17 protein-coding genes, 4 tRNA genes and 4 pseudogenes are annotated in these 22,330 nt (G+C 59.4%); 7 read left to right on the top strand and 18 right to left on the bottom strand.

Going from position 1 to position 22,330, the window contains the following annotated elements:
• Positions 1 to 74: 74 nt before the first annotated feature.
• The 8 genes from B0G80_RS24355 to B0G80_RS24315 all read right to left on the bottom strand — a co-directional run bounded on the left by B0G80_RS24355 (position 75) and on the right by B0G80_RS24315 (position 6,777).
• Positions 75 to 353, bottom strand: a complete 279-nt coding sequence (locus tag B0G80_RS24355) for an HU family DNA-binding protein (protein WP_116120305.1) — start codon at positions 351 to 353, stop codon at positions 75 to 77.
• A gap of 548 nt (positions 354 to 901) precedes the next feature.
• Positions 902 to 1,285, bottom strand: a complete 384-nt coding sequence (locus tag B0G80_RS24350) for a hypothetical protein (RefSeq protein ID WP_116120304.1) — start codon at positions 1,283 to 1,285, stop codon at positions 902 to 904.
• A gap of 188 nt (positions 1,286 to 1,473) precedes the next feature.
• Positions 1,474 to 2,691, bottom strand: coding sequence for a hypothetical protein (locus B0G80_RS24345; protein ID WP_116120302.1), 1,218 nt, complete (start codon positions 2,689 to 2,691; stop codon positions 1,474 to 1,476).
• 15 nt (positions 2,692 to 2,706) lie between these two features.
• Positions 2,707 to 3,579, bottom strand: a complete 873-nt coding sequence (locus B0G80_RS24340; protein ID WP_116120300.1) for a hypothetical protein — start codon at positions 3,577 to 3,579, stop codon at positions 2,707 to 2,709.
• A 285-nt stretch (positions 3,580 to 3,864) separates the two neighbouring features.
• Positions 3,865 to 4,842, bottom strand: a complete 978-nt coding sequence (locus B0G80_RS24330; RefSeq protein ID WP_258879011.1) for a YhcG family protein — start codon at positions 4,840 to 4,842, stop codon at positions 3,865 to 3,867.
• Entirely contained in the window at positions 4,806 to 5,252 is a 447-nt protein-coding gene (locus B0G80_RS24325) for an SET domain-containing protein (RefSeq protein WP_116120297.1), read from the bottom strand. The genes B0G80_RS24330 and B0G80_RS24325 overlap by 37 nt, the downstream gene beginning before the upstream one ends.
• Before the next feature lie 73 nt (positions 5,253 to 5,325).
• Positions 5,326 to 5,679, bottom strand: a complete 354-nt coding sequence (locus B0G80_RS24320) for a hypothetical protein (protein ID WP_116120295.1) — start codon at positions 5,677 to 5,679, stop codon at positions 5,326 to 5,328.
• A gap of 33 nt (positions 5,680 to 5,712) precedes the next feature.
• Positions 5,713 to 6,777, bottom strand: a complete 1,065-nt coding sequence (locus tag B0G80_RS24315; protein WP_116120293.1) for a DNA-binding protein — start codon at positions 6,775 to 6,777, stop codon at positions 5,713 to 5,715.
• A 115-nt stretch (positions 6,778 to 6,892) separates the two neighbouring features.
• Between B0G80_RS24315 and B0G80_RS24310 the strand changes: the two genes are divergently transcribed.
• A complete protein-coding gene (locus tag B0G80_RS24310) occupies positions 6,893 to 8,068 on the top strand; it encodes a tyrosine-type recombinase/integrase (protein ID WP_116120291.1) in 1,176 nt (391 codons plus the stop codon).
• Positions 8,069 to 8,147: 79 nt separating this feature from the next.
• Here the strand turns inward: B0G80_RS24310 and B0G80_RS24305 are convergent, their stop codons facing one another.
• From B0G80_RS24305 to B0G80_RS24280, 7 genes are all read right to left on the bottom strand, one after another.
• Entirely contained in the window at positions 8,148 to 8,420 is a 273-nt protein-coding gene (locus tag B0G80_RS24305) for a DUF1488 family protein (protein ID WP_116120289.1), read from the bottom strand.
• 308 nt (positions 8,421 to 8,728) lie between these two features.
• Positions 8,729 to 9,058: a hypothetical protein gene (locus B0G80_RS45370; protein ID WP_147309903.1), complete on the bottom strand. Its 330-nt coding sequence runs from the start codon at positions 9,056 to 9,058 to the stop codon at positions 8,729 to 8,731.
• A gap of 1,616 nt (positions 9,059 to 10,674) precedes the next feature.
• Positions 10,675 to 10,881, bottom strand: a complete 207-nt coding sequence (locus B0G80_RS24300) for a pyocin activator PrtN family protein (protein ID WP_116123694.1) — start codon at positions 10,879 to 10,881, stop codon at positions 10,675 to 10,677.
• A 207-nt stretch (positions 10,882 to 11,088) separates the two neighbouring features.
• Positions 11,089 to 11,182: transfer RNA gene (locus tag B0G80_RS24295), tRNA-Leu, on the bottom strand.
• A 4-nt stretch (positions 11,183 to 11,186) separates the two neighbouring features.
• Positions 11,187 to 11,265 (bottom strand) — tRNA-Ile (locus B0G80_RS24290).
• Position 11,266: 1 nt separating this feature from the next.
• A tRNA-Ser gene (locus B0G80_RS24285) sits at positions 11,267 to 11,356 on the bottom strand.
• Between the two features lie 2 nt (positions 11,357 to 11,358).
• Positions 11,359 to 11,432, bottom strand: a tRNA-Gly gene (locus B0G80_RS24280).
• 2,276 nt (positions 11,433 to 13,708) lie between these two features.
• Here B0G80_RS24280 and B0G80_RS24270 point away from each other — a divergent pair.
• Together B0G80_RS24270 and B0G80_RS24265 are read left to right on the top strand one after the other, a co-directional pair.
• Positions 13,709 to 14,267 (top strand): annotated as a pseudogene (locus tag B0G80_RS24270) (integrase core domain-containing protein); the annotation flags it as partial.
• A gap of 459 nt (positions 14,268 to 14,726) precedes the next feature.
• Positions 14,727 to 14,924 carry a hypothetical protein gene (locus B0G80_RS24265; RefSeq protein WP_106285603.1) on the top strand — a complete coding sequence of 66 codons (198 nt, stop codon included), beginning with the start codon at positions 14,727 to 14,729 and terminating at the stop codon, positions 14,922 to 14,924.
• 154 nt (positions 14,925 to 15,078) lie between these two features.
• On the opposite strand, the gene B0G80_RS24260 is transcribed toward B0G80_RS24265, so the two are convergent.
• Positions 15,079 to 15,264 carry a hypothetical protein gene (locus B0G80_RS24260; RefSeq protein WP_106285662.1) on the bottom strand — a complete coding sequence of 62 codons (186 nt, stop codon included), beginning with the start codon at positions 15,262 to 15,264 and terminating at the stop codon, positions 15,079 to 15,081.
• Positions 15,265 to 16,046: 782 nt separating this feature from the next.
• Between B0G80_RS24260 and B0G80_RS24255 the strand changes: the two are divergent.
• The 3 genes and pseudogenes from B0G80_RS24255 (at position 16,047) to B0G80_RS24245 (ending at position 19,079) form a co-directional block, all read left to right on the top strand.
• A pseudogene (locus B0G80_RS24255) lies at positions 16,047 to 16,744 on the top strand (transposase).
• 268 nt (positions 16,745 to 17,012) lie between these two features.
• A complete protein-coding gene (locus B0G80_RS24250; RefSeq protein ID WP_116120285.1) occupies positions 17,013 to 17,993 on the top strand; it encodes a GlxA family transcriptional regulator in 981 nt (326 codons plus the stop codon).
• A gap of 777 nt (positions 17,994 to 18,770) precedes the next feature.
• The gene (locus tag B0G80_RS24245; RefSeq protein WP_116120283.1) at positions 18,771 to 19,079 is read left to right on the top strand and encodes a hypothetical protein; all 309 of its coding nucleotides are present in this window, start codon (positions 18,771 to 18,773) and stop codon (positions 19,077 to 19,079) included.
• Positions 19,080 to 19,363: 284 nt separating this feature from the next.
• Here B0G80_RS24245 and B0G80_RS24240 read toward each other — a convergent pair.
• A pseudogene (locus B0G80_RS24240) lies at positions 19,364 to 19,510 on the bottom strand (IS4 family transposase); the annotation flags it as partial.
• 95 nt (positions 19,511 to 19,605) lie between these two features.
• Between B0G80_RS24240 and B0G80_RS24235 the strand changes: the two are divergent.
• Complete coding sequence (locus tag B0G80_RS24235) at positions 19,606 to 20,874, top strand: IS256 family transposase (RefSeq protein WP_258879010.1); 1,269 nt, start codon at positions 19,606 to 19,608, stop codon at positions 20,872 to 20,874.
• Between the two features lie 43 nt (positions 20,875 to 20,917).
• On the opposite strand, the pseudogene B0G80_RS24225 reads toward B0G80_RS24235, so the two are convergent.
• Positions 20,918 to 22,082 (bottom strand): annotated as a pseudogene (locus B0G80_RS24225) (IS4 family transposase); the annotation flags it as partial.
• Between the last annotated feature and the right edge of the window lie 248 nt (positions 22,083 to 22,330).

The following is a 22,330-nucleotide window of genomic DNA, read 5'->3' as shown; positions in this document are numbered from 1 at the left end:
CCGCGATTCTCACTTACGACGCAGCTTTTCAACCGGAGGCCACCCGCGTGCCTATGACGACGGCTTCGCCGTTATCAGGCGCCGTTCACTGCATCCTTGAATGCCTTGCCCGCAGTGAACTTCACGGTCTTCGCAGCGGGGATCTGGATCTCAGCGCCGGTCGCCGGGTTACGTCCCACACGTGCGGCGCGCGCGCCCGTCGAAAACGAACCGAAGCCGATCAGCTGCACCGTCTTTCCTTTCGTCAGCTCGCCCGTAATGGCCGCGATCACCGCGTCGATCATGTCGCCCGTCGCCGTTCTGCTATCTCCGGTCTTCGTGGCGACCGCCTCCACCAGTTCCTGCTTGTTCATCGTGTCTTCCTCGTTGTTGTCGAAATTCCCTCACCCTACCCGATCGGTGCGCCTTCGCGCAATCACCACCCGGCCTTGGTTGGCGCCAGCGCGGATGCATTCTCCAAAGGCGGCCGCACGTTAACGTCACTTGCACGTTCTCCCGACTGTGAACACCGGACGGCGGCCGCTACCAGAACCTGTGACATCTCACGTGGCGCTTCATCAATCGACAGGACCGCCGCATCCGGGCAGGCAACCACCGGCCCCACAGCCACCAACTATCGACACCGTGAGTTACCCGCCTTTGTCCACCTCCAGCAGCAGGTGATCGATACGCTCGCGCAACTGGCCATTCTGCGCACGGAGCCACGCGACAATTACCCCGTCGACCGGACAAGATAGTTCTCGTTCCGGCGGACTTTTTAGTTGACGATCTACACCCGTTAGTCAGCGACCCGAATTCCGTGGATTCAACCGTAGTTCGCGAGCTACCTGGAAAGGGACATGGCTCAACCTGAAGCGCTGCCCCGCTTCAAACCACCGCTGAAGTTTCGATGGTATCGGCATCAGTGTTCACCCCTGTGCCAGCTTGCTGCGGTCAACCGCTCCACCGCCGCGTCATAACGCGCCTGCGAAGTCGCAGCGTCGTCGTTCTGATCCGTCTTCAAAATATCAAACAGATGCTCTGCGACGACCGAGCCGATCGCGTGAACCGCGTCATGTCGCGTAAGCCCTTCTTTCTCGAGGCGATCCATCGCCCGGACCACGGGCTCGAGGTTAAGGGCAATCTGGTTTTCGACGATCGCGTGTAGCGCAGCGTGTGCGGTGACGTTGGGAAGCTTGATCCGGGCGCCGCGGTGGTACGTTTCGACAAGCGCGATCCGCTCCTGTTCGTCGAGTTCGAGCCATGATTCAGGTTCCGGTGCGCAACCGGGGTTGTACTCTTCCATGATCCAAGTCCTGTACAGACTTCTGTCTGTCGTGAAACTGCCGGCAACGGTCGCATTACGCTTCAGTCGGTCATTTGCGGCATAACGGGCGCTCGTCCCACAGTCTGGGCCTCCGGCCGTTAACGACGGCACGCCCGGCCACACGACTTGCGTGAGCCGCCCTCTCGGTGACCGGATGCACCGCGCCGTCATGTGACCCAATGATGCGCCAGCACCGTGGCGACAACCGAATGCCCTGGCCTGGCCGCGAACTGATTGCGCAACTGCCGGTTAAGCTCGTCGCGCGTCATGCCACTCGCGAGCGCCGCCAGTGAGAGCGAGGAATAGGCATCGAGTACATCGCCGCTGGTGATTTCATAGCCAAACCCGGCGTCTATCCACTGCAGCGCCGCCGTACCACAGGTCATCGCGAACGCTGGTGCCTGTCCGGCGAAATCGCGTGCGGCCCGCGTCAGGGTTCTCGGATCGGCGGGGCCGCGCATCGCGAGCGACGCCGCCAGATCGAGCAGGCCGGCGTCCTTCGCGGCGGCGAACCATTTCCCCTCGGCGCCGGGACTGCTCGCGACCAGGTCGTGGAGAATGCCGTCGGAACTCCTGTCCGGATATTTTTTCGCGATGGCACGGAACGTCGCGAGATGCGTGGTGGCCTGATTGGCCTCGATCGCATAGCGCCGATATGCCTCGTCCATCATGCCCTTCGACAGAAGGATCGCTTCACATTTGCGGGCGATGGCGGCAGTGGGCGCATTCAGCCCCCTCGACGCTTCCGCATAACGCAGTGCTTCAGCCGGACGATTTAATGCGATCAGTGCATCTACCCCGTACTGGCGATACCCCCACCAGTTCAGGCGCGCGTCATTCACAAGAGCGAGTAGTTCCTCATCGCGGCGGGCGGCTTTCAGCGCGCTGAGACAGGCGGCGGTACCCGCGAAATGCTCGCCCAGACCTTCAGCGCCCATCACGCGCGCGGTCACCGGCAACAACCGGTCTGCCCATGAGGACGCGATGGTGGATGAGGTGCACAGGTCGCCCCAGCGATCGCCCAGTTGTTCGAGATACGGCATCCGGTCCTCCTGGAGCGCGTCAAACAGGCGGTCCAGCCAGCGCATGCGGACCGGAGCAGGCACATCCGCCCCGCCAATGACGGGCACCAGCGCATCGATGGCGCGATTCACGGCGGTACCGATCGCCCCGGAAGAACTGTCTACCTGCTCGAGCGCCGGCGAAAGCATTTCGAGCAGGGCGACCGCGCCGTCGGCCGCGAGAACAGGATCGGCACGGGCGATCTGCCGGATTTCGGTCAGGGCCTCCTTCAGACGCTGGATCGGCAACGCGGATTTCCAGCCGAAGGCGCCGCGCCGGAACCGCGCGGCGAACACCCATTTGTGAGAAGCGGTTCGTGACATGCTCTGTGGACCTTCTCAGCGCGTCTTCATGTAGGCAGCGTACAGGGCCGCGTTGAGCGCCTGCAGTTCGCGCCGAGTTTCCAGCAGTTCGTGATGCCGGCCCTGACGCTCCAGGCTGAGTAACCCGAGCATCACCTTCGCCGCCCGCTCGGGCGCATTCTGTCGCGAAGGCTCCGCCCGTTTGAACAGCGGCGCGAGGCCGGTCTTGTCCGTGAGTACCCACGCCGGAAACCATGCGAGATCGCCGAGGTCGCCAGCGCCTTGAAACGACATATCGAAGGCGCGCCGCAACCTGTTGACGCACGCGTCGTCAAGCCGGCTCAAAAGCTGGTCAAACCGGGATGGCGAAAGCCACGCAAGTTCCACCAGAAACGGCCAGGCGGCGTCCAGGCCATCGAGCCGGTAACGTGCTTCCGTCATCCAGCACAGCGGCGCCGGAATCCGTCGCCAGGACGCGATGCGAGATATCGCATCCGAGGCCTCGGCCCACCTCGCAGCAAGCAGGAAGAGCGGCGCCGCGTGCGCATCTGCGTGCTCCGCACGGAAAGGCAGCGCAGCGGCGCGACCGGCCAGTTCTGCCCAGAGCGGTGCGAGCCAGGTCGCCCCGCTCTGCCCCGGGAACGCGCGCGCGACTGCGGGCTGGACTTCGTGAGACAGCGCCTGGCAAGCTTGCAGGGCGGCTTCGTGACGGCCACACGGTGCCGTCGATCGACCCTCAAGGGCATTGACGATCGGTCCAAAATACACCAAGACGTCGTCGTCTGGATACTCGTTCGCAAGGGCCTGCAGCGCGCGCCGCGCGCCCGCGGCATCGTACTGCTTCAACGCGGACAGGACATCGTTGCGCAGCATCACGTCGCGGCTGTCGTTGAAAATGTCGAGTTGCATCCGTCGGATTCAGAACAGTTTGCTGGTCAGGCTGACGAGATTAATCCATTTGACCGTGCTTCTCAATTTTCTGCGGTGCTCATCGACTGAGTCGATGATTGCGCGCCGACCGACCGCGTCAGCGACTACACGCGCCGTGTCATGCTCTGGTTCCCATCCTGTGCGGCCCGCCGACCCCCTACGGAGATGTATTTCCGCACACAGATTGCCATGGAAACAAGCAGTCCGTCGCCGAATGGTTGTTGATGACTGACCGGGTGTGAGGCAATCGTGATGCTGCCTTTGTCACGACAGTTGGCCATCTGAACCGTCAGCGCCCTCTTCCGACCGATGTTGGGCCTCCCATGCACGTCGGGTTCTGGCCAGTTCTTCGGCAAGGAGTTTTTCATCCGGCAGGACCATATGGTATTCAGCCGCGAGCACCTTGTTTGGCAACCCTTCCAATGCATAACGCGCCACCGCGGCATTCGTTCGCGCACACAGGATCAGCCCGACGGGCGGGTTCTCGCCTGGCAGCGTCCAGTGCTCGCGCGCGTAATTACAGTACATGTGCATCTGACCCACGTCGGCGTGATTGAGCTCGGTGAGCTTGAGATCGACGATCACAAGGCATCGCAGGCGTCGGTGAAAGAACAGAAGATCTACCCGGAACCAGCTTTCACCAATCCGAAGACGACGCTGGCGGCCCACGAACGTAAAATCGCCACCCAGCTCAAGAAGGAAGTCTTCGAGCCGATGGACCAGTGCCTCCTCCAGTTGACTTTCTGAATATTCGTCCTTGAGATCCAGGAACTCAAGGACATAAGGATCCTTGATTGCCTCCTCTGCGGTCACAAGATCGCCCGGTTGCGCCTTACCCGCCTTCTGCAGCATCGCCGGCCGGTTCTTCGACAGCATCGCACGGGTGTGAAACTGGCTGCTGATCTGCCGATCCAGTTGTCGCACGCTGCAGCCGCCGCGAAGCGCTTCAGCTTCGTAAAACGCTCTTTCTTCAATTGACCGGGTTCGCCGCATGAGATGGATGTAATGCGTCCAGGACAGCTGGAATGTCGTCGCGAGTTGGGCGAGATCGAAATTCCGAATCGGCGATTCGGAATTTCCTGGATCGCCTGTTGGCTTAGATTTCCGAATCGGCGATCCGGAAATCGCGGCTGGCGGGTAGGTCTGGTAGAACATCCTCATCAATTCCAGGTTGTCTACCCCAAACCCCCGCCCGAAGCGGGCCGTCAGCGGCTCGCCGAGGCCAGCATCGAACCCGTACACCGCTTTGTCCCGCAGTGGCAGGCATAGTCGGCGACCAGTTCGGGAGTCATCGCTTCATCAATCGTGAGTCCGTAGGCGATAAACAGCTCGTCGCCCGGCATGACATCTCTGACCGTTTCGATAAAAACCCGCCCCCGCTCGTCCTCGATCGCCTCGCAGTTCGGGCGACAGGAGTGGTTCAGCCAACGGGCGCTGTTGCCGTCAACGCTGCCGTCAATCACGCGTCCGTCAGCCAGGCCGAAGATAAACGTGTGACCGGGCGCTCCGGACCGCCTGTGTCGGGCAGCCGCCCGCCGCCAGGAGGTGACTTCACCGCGATATTCGAGGATCCGCTCGCCAGCAGCGATAGCCTGCAGCGCGAAAACGCCCCGCCCATGAATGGAAGATTTCCTGACTGTCACACGCCGCACTTCCTGACCCCCGCTTCCTTGATGGCAGCGAGCATATCGGGCGCTGCGTGGCACTGCAACAGCGCCGTTACCTTCAGAACAGACTGGTCTGACGGGGGTCCCGCGCCGGCGGCCGGGAAACGGCAGTACGGCCACGCCGACGACTGCGGCCACGACTATTCCGCACCCGCTGCAGGTGGGCCAGCATCAGGCAGCCGGCTGTCCCATCACTGAAACGCAGCTCGAACAGCCCGGTTTCGCCATGCGCGCACCGCCCTGTCGCGCGAAACGACAGCCGCAGACCCCGCGACTTCGCGCGTGCAATCATCTGCGTGCGGCTCATGCGCTGCCAGCAGTCGGCGATGAACGCCTTCACCGCTCCGGGCAGCGACTCATGCGCGATGCCCACGGGGAGCGTCAGCCCGGTGAGCAGATAGATATCAGCCATGCAGCGACTTTCCCGAATGCAGTGATCTGCTGTTTATACCGCTTTTTTGCGACGTGTTCCCGGTTTGGCCGCGACCGCAGGGCGGGACGGGCGGGTCGCACGCGGGGCGCTCCGGACCGTGGAAGGAACAGGAGCTCGATGCGCGTCCCGAGCCGCGATGAGCTCCGTCTGCAGGCGCGTGTTCTCCGCCTGAACCGCATCGAGCCGCCCCTGCAGTACGCCCGTCTGATGACGCGCGTCGCCCAGTTGCGACTGCATGGTGTCGACTGACAGGCGGTGATCTGCATCCTTGCGGTCCGCGCGACGCGCGGCTTCGTCCAGTTCCTTCTGCAGCTTCGCCGCGTGACCCCGCTCGCGGTCGATCTCCAGCAGGGCGCGCTTCTCGGACGCCCTGAGCCGCTCCTCGGCCCGGTCGGCCGCTTCACGCAGTTTTTCCAGATCGCGCGAAAACCCTTCCCTCACTTCCACGAGTTCGTGATCGCGCGCAGCCAGCGCCGCGCTGATACGCCCAAGTTCCGCCTCCAACGCCTGTCGCTGCGCGTGACTTTCAGCCTGCGCCTTGTCGAGCTCCCGAACCTCGACCTGCGCGGCCAGCAACGCTGCAGTGCGCTGCTCGAGCGCGGTCCCGGTGCGTTCCAGCTCAACATGGGCCGCGGTGATGCGTTGCTCCGCCTCGGTACGCTGGCCCTCCACTTCCGCCCGCAGCGCGTCGAGCTCCGCCTGTGCCGAGGCCGTGGCGCGCGTCCAGAGCGTCGCGACCAGTTCGCCGGCGGCCGCACCGAGGTCGGCGGGCAGGTCAGGATGATCGATGCGCACGCGGCTCTTTTCCCGAAGCTCCGCCCAGAACTCGCCAAGCACCTGCGTCGGCGTACTCATGCTGCCGCGCCTTACGAGCTGATACAGCCGGTTCGCGGTCGGCGTGATGCCGTGACGGAAGAACAGCAGCGCGCAGACCTCGCGGTACAGCTCGCGCGTCTTCGGGAATTCGGCCTTCAGGCAGTCAATCTCGGCGGCCAGGCGGGTTTCATCGGGCAAGGCGTCGGACCTAGGAACGGTTTGCGTGGAATTGCATAAATAATATAACGTAAACCGCTCCATATCTAACGGACACAGGAGGTAATTTTGACATTAGTACTATAATGTTGAAAGATTCGTGATTTGCGCGATAGTCGTCGCGTGACACCCTGAGCCAGATCCGCCGGCGTCCTCGACCATGAAAACTTCCGTGACCGCCGTGCATCCGATCGATGCACTGGAACTATCCGCCGACCTCGATGGGCGGCACGGCACGAACCGCGCGAATGGCCAGATGCAGGTCGCCGCTGATACGGATCTCGACGCGGTCCGCGCGTGGCTCGCCCGCTTCGTCGATACGAAGACGACGTTCGACAACTACCGCAAGGAAGCCGAGCGGCTGCTGCTGTGGTCCACCCTGCAGCTGGCGAAACCGCTCTCCTCGCTCACGCACGAGGACCTCCTTGTCTACCAGCACTTCCTCGCCGATCCGCAGCCTGCCGCGCGATGGACCGCGGATGGCGGACGCAAGCACCCACGCAGCGACCCGCGCTGGCGGCCGTTCCATGGCCCCCTGTCGGAATCGAGCCAGCGGCAGGCGATGGTGATCCTCAACGTCATGTTTGCGTGGCTGGTGCAGGCGGGGTATCTGGCCGGCAATCCCCTGTCGCTGTCGCGCCGGCGCGCACGCCGGGCCAGGCCACGCATCGTCCGGTATCTGTCGCCCGAACTGTGGCTCGAAGTCAAAACGTTCATCCAGGGCATGCCCAGCGAGACCGGTCGCGAGCGTGAGCATCACGCACGCGTGCGCTGGCTTTTTACGCTGCTTTATCTGGGTGGCCTGCGGATCGCGGAGGTGGGCACGAATACGATGGGTCGCCTCTTTCGTCGTCCTGACGAGAACGGCAAGGATCGTTGGTGGCTCGAAGTGATGGGCAAAGGTGGCAAGGAACGGCTGGTGCCCGCCACCACGGAAATGATGACGGAGCTGGGCGCGTACCGGCGAACCCGCGGGTTGCCAGCACTCCCCTCGACGGGCGAGGACACGCCGCTCGTGCTGCCGATCGGCCAGTCACGCAAACCGCTCACGCGCGCCGCGTTGCACCGGATTGTGAAGGACGTCTTCAGCGGTGCAGCCGAAGCCTTGCGCGCGCGTGGCGACGACCATGCGCAGCGCGCTGACCGCCTCGAGCAGGCATCGGCACACTGGCTGCGTCATAGTGCAGGGTCACATATGGCAGACCAGCAGCTGGATCTGCGACTCGTACGCGATAACCTCGGCCATGCCTCACTGACGACAACCAGTCAGTATCTACACGTCGACGACGATCTCCGGCATCGCGAGACCGATGAGAAACACCGGATTGACTGGTAACGCTCGACGCGCCCCGGACGATGACGGCCAGAGGTCGACTCCGGCGCCACTATCCCCTGCTGCCCCAGCCGGCGGCAACTCAAGGTTTGATCAGGAAATCGTCGGCCGTGAGTCTGACCACTTCGTCCGGATGCAGACGGATTTTTCTTTCGGCGACCGCGACAATGCGACGTTGTCCGTCAGCGAAAGCCTTGAGCATGCGGACCTGGTCAGCACCGGCGGGTAACCAGAATTGCGCTTCGAGTGCTTCCCGCGTGATCGCACAGGCAACCTCGCTGCGCTGACCTGCCAGGCGAAATGAGATTTCGCGTCGGTCCGCCGTCACGGCTGGCATCAACTCAATAACGTCCATGATTAGCTCCCAAATCCAGCTGCGACCTTTTGACCTGCTGTCGCTTTTCCCGGAATGTAGCAGAACAGGCGGCGAACATGTGCCGCGCAGGCGCCCTGCCGTGTAGCCCGCTGCGGGCCTGACGGAAAACCGGGTCTGCGGTGTGACGGGTACGCGCCGGCGAACGACGGTAATCAGTTGATCAGGTTCGTCGTTTCACAGGAACCGCGCTCGCTCGATTCCGCGGACAAGGAGCGAGGCCGCCCTTGACCCGTTCGTCCACCGGACTGCAATGGTGCGAAGGATGTCTTCCGCACGTATCGCTAGTCTTAGGTGTTGTTCAATAACGAAGAAGTTGGTCGACCGCGTCCTGCTCCGGGCGGCCCGACGCCGCCGTCATCGGTGGCAGCGCGTACAAAAAACTTGTAGAAGCGCTCAAAGCTCGCAGTAAAGGACGAAACCGGCTCCCGACAATATCCGTCCTCGGTGGCATAAGCGCCGATCTGGAATGGCGCCTCAATTTGCTGCTGTTGAAGATCTACTAACGTCTGATGGCCGAGCGGGCACTCGGAAACGTGCAGCCCATCGTCGATGAACTCCCAAGCCAGTGTCGAACTGGCCGGCTGATTTCGTGCGGCAATCCGTCTTCGTCGTTGCATTCGAGGCAGGACATAGGAATGGGGGTTTCTCAAAAAGTAACCCCTGGAACGGTGGTGTCAGCGTGGCTGACCGGAGAAGGGTTTGAAAAAAAGAAGAAAGACTTCTCCGTCAAAAAAGAGGCCCGCCGTACGAGGTCGGCGGGCCGAAAATTCGAGGGACGGAGTTCGCCCTGAGAGATGCGGTCCCTCGAATGGCCGTTAGAGAGTGTAACCAGCCGAATCCCAGTTTTGCTGCACCCGGCCGAATAGTTCCACCACTTGACGGAACCGCACAAGAAAAAGCCCACCGACGCGAGCTGGTGGGCTGAAAAGACTTTTGGGAGGAGGCGCTAACCTGAGAAATCTCCAAAACGGTCCGAAAGCGAGCGCATTCTAGCGTGATGGAGTGCCTGGAAGGCCTGGCATTGCTGCCTGAGACAAGCTCTTGTCGGAATAGACCAAAAAAAGCCAAATTAAGACCAATGGACCAAGACATCAGGGGATCAGCCCTGCGATCGGCTGTGAGTCTGGATGGGGACCAGCGTCAGCAAATCGAGCAATTTCACAGTCACGGGGTCACTCACTACACCTCCAATTGTGTGCCGCAGGAAAGTGCGACGCTCGCTCAATATGTAGAGGCATGGGCGATGAAGTTGGACACAAAAATATGCTGGAAGGCAAGGAGCCGGTATCTGTGCGTCTACGCAAGGCAATCGACGCTTTATGATAATGCATACTTTCGCGACAACCCTCTCCCTGGGCACCTTCAATTCGGCCTCCTATACGAACCGGAACCACTCCCACCACCCGATACCGGTCATCGTCAGAATTGCGCCCCATAAAATGCGCGAGCGCCGACGCTCTGCAATGCCAAGGTGTATAGGGTTCGTTCATGGCCGTTTCCACTATTGGTGAAATCGTTGTCCCCCAAAGCGGCGGTTCCGACTTATCGATAATTAAACCGGTTCGCTCGCCTCAAGACATAAGAACCAGCACTGGGCGACCTCATTTCTCCTAGTCGCTGATAATCGCTGACCCGCAAAAAGGCGGCGGACCTCTGGCGCCATGCGCTAGATTCTGGCCGCATGACTCGATAGGGATCGTGACACGCTGTGCGGCGAAGTTGGACAGGCGCCCATAAGCGAGTCTTCGACAGCCCAGTCCGCGCCGGCCTTACGGCATCGACGTGACAATCGAGTCACCACCAACCCTGCAAATTATATTTCGGCTTTGATTGCGTCCGGTGACAATGAAAGAACAGGCGTGCAGCCCTCGGACCGCAGAATCTTCGTTTTCTGCCTCTGGCGTTGCTTTTCTCCCTGCTTCGCCGCCAGTCGTGCTTTCAATATGTCGGGCCACACGCGCCATACGGAACCGATCTGAAAAAAGCCCAACTCTTCCCGGTGGGCGTAGACCGCGCCTAGCTCACACCCAGCAGCTCTGCGGCGAACCTTAAGGTCAAAGCCATTTCCATTGCTGGCCCTACCACGCCTTCCCTCTTTAGACACGAAAACGGGAGCGTAGCCGATTGGTGTCCCGCGGATTTCGATTCGACCATCGGCACCGCGTCATCGTGTCGCGTCAGCCTCGACGCTGCTCCAACGCGATCTGGGCCGTCGGCCGCCTTAGTATCAATATTAGTTCGCCAGATCCTGGATGCGAACTCCCTTGGCGCTCTTCCTCGAACGCTCGATGCGTATGAGCGGTAACTCAATTTCGCCTGCCAAAATCTTCCGCACGAGTGTCGGTACCGTCAGCGGCGCGAAGTGGTCACGACATACAACGTCTATCGGAACGACGGCCTTTTTGCCGTATTGCCCCATCAATAGGTCAACTGTACTCATTTGACTCTTCACGAAGTTGGGCGACTCAGTGCGGCCGCGCATCGGCTCGCCGCAAGCGAGAACAACCCCAATTTTTCTGCCTTGGGATTGCACCGATTACGTCATCACTGTCGTTCTAGCGGCGATTCTTGGAGCCCCAACAGGTCTTCGCGAAAGATACCGAGCGACAGTATGCAGATCACCAACGACGGCCACGCTTTCTTGAATTGGTGCCCGGAACCGGAGTCGAACCGGTATGCGCCGATAGAGGCGCGGCGGATTTTAAGTCCGCAGTGTCGCCTACCAATTTCACCATCCGGGCATCGTGGTGGGCCTCCCGTGAGTCGAACACGGCACCAACGGATTATGAGTCCGCTGCTCTAACCAAGCATGAGCTAGAGGCCCTTGGCGGAAGCGGTGAGATTCGAAATCACGGAACGATCACTCCTTCGCCTGTTTTCAAGACCGTTGCCTTAAACCGCTCGACCACACTTCCACTGGAGCGGGTGAAGGGAATCGAACCCTCGTCGTAAGCTTGGAAGGCTTCTGCTCTACCATTGAGCTACACCCGCTCGGTCTTCCGCACATTGTGCGAAGTGGCACGATCATAGCGTATACGTGGCTGCAATATGAGCGAGCACGTCTCGTGGCAGCCCGCAGGAAAGCTGAATAACGGGGTGCCGCACCCCTGATCGAGCAGTGTCCGATCAGGAGGATTTAGATAGCGCCTCATTCATCGTCAGCCGGAATTCGCCCGGGTGCCATTCCGCGAGGTTCGTGCGACGCATGACGACCCTGTCGGTGAGCATCAGCTATGCTTCAGGGAACTTGGGATGACTCACTATCGTATAGCTTGGTGAGGTACTCGATCGGAGCGGTTTGCGCGAGATGTCTAAGCCGCACGAGCTGCCCCCATCTCTCGTGGTCGCTTCGATCTGTCTATCGAGGGTGTGCCGTGTCCGCACTTCGCGGTCGGCAATAAGGACATCAACACCCGCGCATACAGCGATTCCTTATTCTGGATCGCCTCGTACTCATTTATGAGGTCAACGATTTCGTTCACGATTTCCCACGTCAAGCGGCAGCACGACCCAACCGAATAGATTAAAGATCTGCCCGTGCTCGATGGGCAGGTTAAAATTCAGGGGTGTAAGTGGAGCGCCACCAAGATGGCCGGCAACGATCATAAATCGATAAATATTTGTTGCGAGGAAAGTGGCGGATAAGGCCGACGAATTGGCTCAGTGAAACATCAAAAAAGCTGGCTCCGCGACACACGGAAAAGCGAATATCGCAGGGAAAAGATTAGTGCGCGATATTCTCGATGGAAATACCTGCTGCCATCAATTGGCGCATTCGGTCAATAGCTTGGTCTGTTCCGCCGTTCGGGTCGCGTTAAATCATTTGCGATCTATCATGGTCTTCACGCTTCGCGGTCGACCTTTGGGCTACAGTTTCCCGCTTGGAGCCGCGTGAGATAACCGTCTACCACTCCTGATTGCTCATGCCTTCGTCACTGTATCCCAATACCGGCGCCCAGGCCGAACTCCTGACTTTTCTCGTGGTGTCGCAGTTACTTATGCGTCACGTCGGACGCAGATGGCTGACAGTCGAGCAGGTGGTGGAATCTACGCATCTCTGGCTTCGCTCCCACGGCGACCGTGTTGACTGGCTAGAGCGCATAGAACTAGCTAGTCGCTCCCAAGGATTGGCGGAAAGCGTGACGCGAGTCGAAGACGTAACCTTCAAAGCTGGAACCTTGAGACGGGCTTTCTTGGGTTGTGGACGCCAAGACTATCGCTCTCCCGCGGCAGCGCGGATTTACGGTGTTTGCATAGACTATGTAATTGATCGGAATTCCGCTAGAAGCCGGGGGCGCCCTGGCCAGCAATAGGCACCCACAGGCCGCTATCAACGCTTCCGGCGCGATCTCCCCAAGACCAGAATATGTTTGATCAACATCGAGCGCGCGAACGCAATCTACGGCTGGTAAAATCCGACGCCCACGATGTGGCGAGACACTCCCCTTTCCAGACACACGGAAGCTGTGACATTGCATCGTTTAGACTTGGAAACAGCGAAATCCACGGTCGAGTTCTGGTTTCACGTCGTCGCTTGCCGCTGTGGTACTGGATTGTGGCGCTGGTCATGGTGGTAATTTGCTTTTTCGATCGCGCCGAAAGCTGACGCGCCCCTCCCCGTCCAGCATCCGCATTCGACTATCTCGATGTCCCTCGCGGGGTTTGTGTTCCCGACGCAAGCCTTCGATTGCTGGTATCACCCGGCGGCGCTACCGAGCGCCGCTGGCACCGCCGCTGATGCGAACGCGATATGGGCGCGCCGTCGCAAACGCTCGCTCAATTTTGAGAGGCTCCCGCCGTTTGCTGGCGACGACGCGCACCGTTGAACTGGGATTTAAGTCGTTTGAGACTGGGCATCGTTGATGTCGTTAGCTCTTCTTTGAACGTCAGGTTGGACTGAACCGCGAAAGTGACACAGAATTGTGGCGAACTGTTGCTCTACGCCGTAGAAGTGCGGCGTCTAGCAACGCACGCGCGACGCTGCCCGCACCTCGTCACGATCGCCATACCAAAAACTATCATCACCCCGCTTGTCACGTCCGATTACTTGGCTAGCGAGGAAACGATTGAAGCATATCTTGAGCTTTGCCGTAGAGAAGGCTATCCCGAGCTACTCCGTGTCGGGCTCGCCAATGCAGAGTCGGCACGGGTGCGCCTCTCGAAAAGCACTCCCCAGACACCGGGCGCGCCGTAGTCACGTCTCCATGGAAGCGCCAAGTGGGCATTCAATTCGATTGGGATCGGAAAGTATCTGTGATGATGCGTGGCCGCGCATCGAGCGCCGACACGACGGCAACGTGGCTGTTCCGAAGAGCAACCAGCGATAGTGTTCTGACGGCTTCAATTTTCGCTGCGACGATGGTCAACCGCTGCGCGTGACCTTCGCGCTTGACTGCTGTGACCGCGAGACCACGAGTTGGGCAGCACGGCCGTTGGTCATAGCGGCCGCGGTGTGTGACGTCATGCTCGCAGCTGTGGAGCAGCGCTTCAGCGACGTTTTGAAGGCTCCTGCGGAAATTGAATGGCTCAGCAACGAAGTCTCGGGCCACATCGCAGAGAAGACGCGCGCGTTCGCTTCCGACCTCGGCCTGAGGCCGCTCACGACGCCTGTGTGCAGCCCACAGAGCAGTGGGGACGGCTGAAAGCTTCTTGAATACAACGAAGCGCAATTACATTGACCTGATGCCGAAGCCTGATGCAGCAATGGCCGCTCGCAATCTGGCTGTCGCTTTCGAGCATTACAACGAAAGGCATCCGCATAGCGCGCTGCGATACCGCTCGCCATGCGAGTTCCGGCGCAGGACCGATTCATCGACCTTGGTCTGAGGTGGTGTGCGGTATTACAGGGGCGACTCCAATCAGCTTCGGAGACCTGGTATGTTTAGACCGGTCTCGTCTGGCTACGCCCTTTTTCGGGTCCCCTTCGGTCAAGAGCATGACCCCAGCCGCCGCATGCGTCCGCCGCCAGCTCCGAACGACTAAGCTTAGCTTCGGTCGTTGGCGGCTCGCCTATCTCAAGCCAAGCCCACCCTCAATCTTTCAGCCTACCGATCCCTCGGGCGGCAGATTCTTTCTCGTGGACACCTTCAATATCGCGCGGTATGGATCACGTCAGGGACTACTCGTGCGAGGATCGGGAAACGCCGCAGATACCGTCGCTCCCGAAGCTAAATGACAGCCCCGCGCATGCTCCGGTCCATCCACGATTGTAGCCGCGGTCCACCGCCGTGGACGAAATAAAATTCCGCTACCGCCGGACAATCACTTGCCGTTTGCGAGGAAATCATGCCGCTACCAAAGGTAGACAATTTCATCAAAAACCAGCGAAACGGCGTCACATACAACATCTGCGCCTATCGCAAACTTTCAGCTGAAGAGATGACGCGCGCAATGCAAGTCTTCATTCAGCAACAAGGTGAGCGTCAATCAAAGCAAGGATCAGTCGTCAAGATCTTCTCGCTGGTCGGTCTTTTCGACCATTAGTCGTGGTGAAGCCCCAGACGCAAGTTAGCGGAAGTCGGGCAGAACGAGCGGCCGGTTGTGCCGCGAACTGTTAAAGCACCTGAGCGTCGCATCATGATGCATCGTTTTTGCCCGTCCAATCAGGCTCCGACTGCATCTGAACGTACGGCGCCCGCTAGTCGAGCATTGACAGAAGATCTGCAATGCTCGTGTCAGGCAATCGCTTGGCAAGCATGTCCCAAAAGATCACAGCGTGCATCGCGCTGGCATCTTCGGCCGTTTTCCACTCGCGCGCTCCGACGATAGAATCGGCCGTTTCGCGAGCGGCGGAAACAATTGTCTGAATGTCTTGTTTGTACATGAACTTGTTAACGTTCGTGCGCAAAGCTCTGTTAGCCTCAAGCACATTCGTTCGCTAAGATTTTTTCTACCTCAACCCTGCCTGAGACAACCCCTGTGGGCGAACAACAAGCTGAACGAGGCGCTTTACATCATACAAGCGCGCCGCGTGCGCAAAAAGGCAGGAAACTTCTTACTCGCAAACCCGGGCAAATCACGCACGAACACCTAATGAACGATCGCAGAAGGCACGCGCCCAAAAGGGCACAATGCGTTGGTTCGCGTGGCTCCCTATCGTCGGTTAGTCCGGAAGGCGATCGACAGGTTGAAAGCGTGAGCCCATAACGACGCTCTGTGCTCCTACCCGTAATCGCCAGGTTCCGCGCCAACGGGAGAGTCAAGTCGGCTCGCAAGTTGTCACATTGAATCAATGCGCAGGCGACCGTATCCCGGGACGCATCTAGCTGCAGAGTCTTTGCAATACAGACAAGGCACCAGACTAAGGTGTGGGTAGGCGAAGATGTACGTGTACACGCTTCTGCAAGCGCATCTCCTGAACGACCGGACATCATTCTAACTCTTCCAGTGTGCCGGGTCGCTTTACGGCGGTTATCGGGAAGCTTTTGTCGGAGAAGACCAAGTCGTTGACTTGTCGCGTGCTCCAAATGGCCTCGTATTACAGCCGTGTGCGACACGTGTCGCACACGGCTGTAATACGAGGAGGCCCGTTCAAAAATAACCCTGAGGGTTGTTTGCTTTTCAGTAAATCGGCTAACCTTGGGCGCCTGAACAACGGACCAAGGAATGCCAGCACCGATCATTGATGACGAACTGCGTGCACTGATCGAAGCGCTACATTCGCCGGCCAAACTGCGACGCAAGCGATATCCGGGGCGCCTCCCAGCCTCGGACCGCACAGCGCTCAATGGCATCCTGTTTGTGCAGAAGACAGGGATGCACTAAAACCATCTACCGACCCAGCTGGAATCCGCTCGGAAGTGACCTACTGGCGTCGGCTGCACGACTGGCGGCAGGCTGGGGTGTGGGACAAGTTGCGCGAATCTGGCCAGCTCGATCTCTTATGCGTGCTCGTCGGCTCATCGTCCGAGCGATCCCGACCGGCGCGAACCACAAAGATGTTACGCAATTGCCGCCGCTGATCGATCCCATCGCGCCAGTTCTCGGCACACGCGGCTGCCGCGTCGCAATCCCTAAGTCATCTACGCCAACCGACGCTTCGATTCCGTTGCGCATCGCGCCGCCTTCGCGATTGCGGCATCAGGCCGATAATCGTAAGGCGCCGCACCGAGCACGGAAGCGGCTTCGGCAGATGCCGTTGGGTCGTCGAATGAACTCACTCGCGGCTTCATGGTTTCCGTCGTCTTCGCATTCGTTTCAAACGTCGCGTTGACATTCATGACGTATTCCTCAAGCTAGGCTGCGCGCTGATCTGCTGGAAGATCTTCAGCCGCGCTGAGCTGCCTTTTTTAACTCACCTCTAAGTGAAAAATATATGCGCTATACATTCCGTCTCGGTTTTGTCGAGACGTGCGCCAGTGCATTGGAAATTTACCTGTTCACAAAGGCCGAATCAAACGGCCTGCAGGCTGTGCGATATCTGGCCGCCCTGTGTCGTCAACAGCCAATGTGTTGGCCAATTCGGCCATGAAATATTGCGGCGAGAATCAACCGTATAGCATGCGGCAATAAGAAAAATACAGGGTCTTGGGAGAAGACTTTGCAGACCACACATTTCCGGGGAAAAGCAAAATGGACTTGGTACATACTCCGCCGCACAGCTCGCGGCAAAGTGCCGCGCCGCCGCGAACGAGCTCTCTGACTCGCGTCGACATCGCGCTGTTTAACGGATTCGGCTTGCCTACAGTCGCGGCAATTATCGAAATTTTCCAGAAGGCGAACTCCCTCGCCGCGGCGCGATCGGGCCGCGCACGTTACGACGTCTCGCTGCTGTCCGCCGCAGGCGGCCGCATCGCAAGTTCGTCATCGGTATTTGTCTGGACCGACGATGTCCAGTCGCACCGAGGCACGAACGACACGCACCTGTTGTACATCGCCGGCGGCGTCGGGGTAGAGCAGGCATCCCGCGACGAACGGTTGAGCAACTGGCTGCGCCGCAGGCATCCGTTCAGCGAGATCGTACATCCAATCGCGGACGGTCAACTGCTGCTCCAGGCAGCCGGGCTGCCCGGGCGCTACTGCCCCCTACTTTACGACGGCAACGAAGCACACGGGCGCCATCCGGCGCGGTCGCTGACACAAGCACCGGACGCCGTATCGACGGCGCTACGGATCGTCGAAGAGGATCTCGGCGCCGATTTGGCACAGCAGGTGACCGAGTCGGTCGCCCCTCAGGCCAAGGCGCCGGTTAGCTCGTCAATCAAGCTTGGCGTGACGCCGCAGATCAGCCAGAAAATCCTGGCATCGGCGCGCTGGCTGGAAGCGAACGTCGATCGCCCCATTTTAATCGACGATGCGGCACAAGTTGCGGCGATGAGCGAACGCAACTTCCTGCGCCGCTTCAAGAGCGAGATCGGTATGACGCCTTCCGACTATCTGCTTCGCGCACGTCTGAATATGAGTTGCCGGATGCTCCTTGAGTCGCGTCTGCCAGTCGACAAGATTGCGCGCCGCTGCGGCATCGGCAGCGGCGCGCAGTTGTCGAAGCTGTTCAGAAAATATCTGGCGACGACTCCGACGGACTATCGGATGCGTAACCACGTGGCCCTGTAGCAGTCTCAAGCATACGCATCGGATCAGCGGCACGAGCCCGATCCAAGAGCATGACTGCCATACCTTACTCGACACTACGCTGCGCGGAGCACCGAAATTCGAAATAGGTTTGCTCGCCGAGCAGGCTCAAGCCCTGTAGCTATCACCGGCACTGGGCTCGCTGACCGACTTGTCGACCGACGAATTTGCTTATGACTTGGCGCTCATCCGACGAAGACGATATCAGCTAGCCACATACTGAAATCAGCGCGCCACTCGTCTATGCGCAGATCTGGTTGACCGAGAACGTCGCCCTTCACGTACACCGTACTCCGTTGGCGAAGTACCTCGCCAAACAGTTGATGCGCATCGCTGTTGCTTGACGTTATTTTCAACGAAACCGGCATGCACTGCGGCAGCCCCTAACATAGATGGCCGCCACAGATTCCCTGCTCAATTATTGCCGCATTAATTACTGCCCGCGACAGTCTGCCGAGATTAACCGAGCCCCTTCATATTCGCCTTCGCAGCTAAGCGGACACCGCTAACACGTTCGCGAGCCCTACAAGAAGGGCGGATATCGATTACGGGCGGTAGATATTGGCTATATCGGCCATTATCGTGGTCCATTCAGCCGCGTTGTCATTGCAAGGATACGGTTTCGGTAATATCAGAATCAATCAACTCGCTCCTCAATTCCAAAGAAGGATTGTCCCGGGCGCTCCGCCATCCAATAGCAACGTTCGAATCGGCGGCTTTGAATTTCACGCTGATTAACCTATCGATGTACAGAAAATTATGGGCGAATTTATCCCAGAGTATCTAATCCGCGAACAGGCAGCTGTCGGCGCGCTGGTGTTGTTCAGCATTCTGCGCATCGTCGCCGCTGCCGTCGCCTTCGAGAAGGGCTGGCGTTTGTCGATCATACAAGGTTATTGCATTGCGATCGCCGCGCTCTACTGCCTACCTCAGCTATTTGATCTCTTGACGCACTCGTATGGAATGCAGGCCGCAGCTGCGGCCGCGGAGCTCGAGGGAAAGGCTGTGGGCTCGGCGTTAGCACTCTTTTTCGCACCCATTCTAAGTCACAAGCTCGGCTACGAATAGTTTGCCTTCATGTCTCAAGCCAATGTTGTCCGTGTGTGGATCCTCGTGACGAAACGCAAAGGCCGTAGGCATCTAATTCAGTCCATCGTGACGCGAGCCCTTAAATACCTTTACGCTTATTTGAGCGATTTCGCTCAGGCAAGGATTTTTTGGTGAGCCACCGGCAACCCATATCCACTCGCCAGGGCCATTGTTAGGATCGTTGGGGGGCGCTTTGGGATGGCGAGATATGCGTCAAAAACGCACCGCAGACGACGAAAAAAGCCTTGTTTTAGCCCATCGGCTTATACAGAAGTGTCGGCGTTACCTCGGCCACGTAATGTTCGTAAACTCTTGGCTGCGACATGAACCTCTCTGAGTCCAAGCCAGAGGGCTTTCGCGCCGGGTTCGCCATCGCCTCTGCGGCCGAGGAAACCACCCAATTGCTTGATCAAGCGAAGCACCTCATTGAGCTGGGGCGTGGCCGGCGAGCCTGTCAGATTTTCTGTGTGCCGAGGTCATGAGACGATAACGGAAATAACGTCCTATGACCGAAGCAACCGTGACAAAGAAGAACAGGACCCCGAAGGCACCGAAGCTGTTTCCCGATGAGTTGATCGACCAATTGCTTGCCCAGGTGCAGGGCAAGGATGCTGAGTCGGTCCTGGGCGAATCAGGTCTGGCCGGCCAGCTCAAGAAACGGCTGGCCGAGCGCATGCTCGCGGCCGAGTTGAGCCACCATCTGGAAGCCGAGACCGGGCAAGGCAAGTCCGGCAACCACCGCAACGGCACCAGCCCAAAGACGGTCATCACGCCCAATGGCGAACTGAATCTGGACATTCCGCGTGACCGGCAGGCGACATTCGAGCCGCAGTTGGTGGGCAGGTATCAGCGCCGGCTGCCGGGCTTTGACGATCACGTCATCAGCATGTACGCGCGCGGCATGAGCGTGCGTGAGATTCAGGGCCATTTGCTGGAGCTATATGGCCTACAGGTGTCGCCCGATCTGATTTCGACCGTCACCGACGAGGTGCTGGCCGAAGTCGAACAGTGGCAGCAACGCCCGCTCGAGGCGATGTATCCGATCGTGTATTTCGACGCACTTCGACTGAAGATCCGCGACGAAGGCACGGTCAGGAACAAGGCGGTGTACCTCGCGCTGGGCATTCGGGCCGACGGGCGCAAGGAAGTGCTGGGTTTGTGGATCGAGCAAACCGAAGGTGCCAAGTTCTGGCTGAAGGTCTTCAACGAACTGAAGAACCGCGGCTTGCATGACATTCTGATCGCCGTCGTCGACGGCCTGCGCGGCTTCCCCGAGGCGATCGAAGCGGTGTACCCGGTCGCCCAGATCCAGACCTGCATCGTGCATCTGATCCGCAATTCGCTGAATCTGGCGAGCTGGAAGGACCGTAAGCCGTTGGCTGCGGCGCTCAAGCCGATCTATCAGGCCGCCACCGCCGAAGCCGCTGAGGAGGCGCTGCAAGCCTTCTCGCAAAGCGAATGGGGCAAGAAATTCCCAACGGTCGCCGCGATGTGGCAGCGCCAATGGGAACAGGTCATTCCGTTCTTCGCCTATCCGCCGGAGGTACGCAGAATCATATACACGACAAACGCGATCGAAAGCATGCACATGCAGCTTCGCAAGATCGTCAAGAACCGCGGTCACTTCCCCAGCGACGAAGCCGCCAGCAAATTGCTATACCTGGCCTTGCGCAACATCGAAAAGGACTGGAAGATGCCACCTATCACCTGGCGGCAAGCAGTCAATCAGTTCGCCATTCTGTTCGGCGAGCGGTTCACCAGCGCCATCAACTGAGATTTCTAACCGGCCTCAGCCCACAAGATTTCTGACACGTCCTGGCCGGCTGCTTGACCTCAGTGAGCAAGTACACGCCGCGAATCTCGTCGACATCGAAGCACAATTCGGCGTCCAGATCCGGGCAGGTGCGGCCCATTCGCACCAGATACGCGATACGCCAAAGCACTACCAAGAACAACGCCAGAGCGCGTTCGAGCCGCTCAATCGTGCCCAACTGCACAGCCTCGACACGGCAACTGTTCTTCAACCATTGAACAGAATCTCGATTTCCCAGCGCGCCCGATACCAGTCGATGAGTTCGAGGCTGCTGCAACGTCGTCGCTTCGCGGCTGGTCAGCAAGCGCCATTCGATCGGCTTGACGCCGGCGGGCGCATCGAACTCGCGTGCCACCAGACATGTGGCCGCGACGCTTTTGGCCTTTGTCCGCTGGCAACTCGGTACGCCGCAGCCAAACATGCTGGCGCACTTCACGAGCTTTCACCCCGTGACGCGAGCCCATCGTAAAGGCTATCTCGCCGGTCGGTTCGCCTTCGCTCGCGGCGTTCCACAGGTTCGCTCCCTCAGGCAGTGCGCGATCATGGGTCGAACGAATCAGCCAGTCCGCCGGCGCGCCCAACAACTGCGCGCGCACCATCAGTGCAATCATGTCCGCCTCGCGATCGGCCAAGTACACCAGTCGCGTGTTCGGCAGACTCGGGGCAGCTTCCGCGATCCGCTCGTACCCCTTGATCCAGCGCAAGCCTTCCTTCAGGGCGCCACGCTTGCCTTGCTTGTCCTTCGGTTCGCGCGCCCACATCCATGCATCGAGTACGCCCAAGGGCAGCCGGTCGGGTGTCACCGCATAGGTCAGTGGCAGATACATGCCGCGTTTGGCCTCGTAGGACAGAGGTCCAAGGCCTGCTGTGTTCTTGCCGTTGAGATCCAGTTCAGTGGCGTCTTGCAGGCACAGCACCACCGAGTATGCTGCCATGCGCTGTTGGGTCTGCCGCCAGTGCGGCTTAAGAATCGTGGCCCATTCGACGTCTTCGTTATCGAAGACGTGGTACGCCGCTATCGTCTCGCCCCAGCCCCGACAGGCTTGCGGCACGCCGGCCGTCGGCCTAGCCGCCAATCGTTCCGTCACTATCCCCGCTCGCTTGTTCAGGCGCGCGTCGCCAAGATCGAGGAGGGCGAATTCCGTTTCCGTCCAGCAAGTCGTGCCCAGGGCCAAGGCGTTCACGCAAGAAGCGAGAGTAAATCTATGGTCACACCCGTTTTTGCAACCCCTGACGTTGATCGGTGATTGGTTTGCCTAAATCTATCCGGCGTCATAGTGAGGATCGCTCCTCGCGCCACGATGAGAATCGCGCCTGACGACCCTGAAACGCGAGCAGCTTTAAGAGTTCGCTTACGCTCCAGGATGTCTGTCAGGCCGGTGTGCCGTTCACGTCATCACATATCAGCAGTCGCAAA

The sequence above is a fragment of the Paraburkholderia sp. BL6669N2 genome, assembly GCF_003387275.1.
Lineage (GTDB): Bacteria > Pseudomonadota > Gammaproteobacteria > Burkholderiales > Burkholderiaceae > Paraburkholderia.
This window is presented reverse-complemented; position numbering and strand designations above follow the sequence as displayed.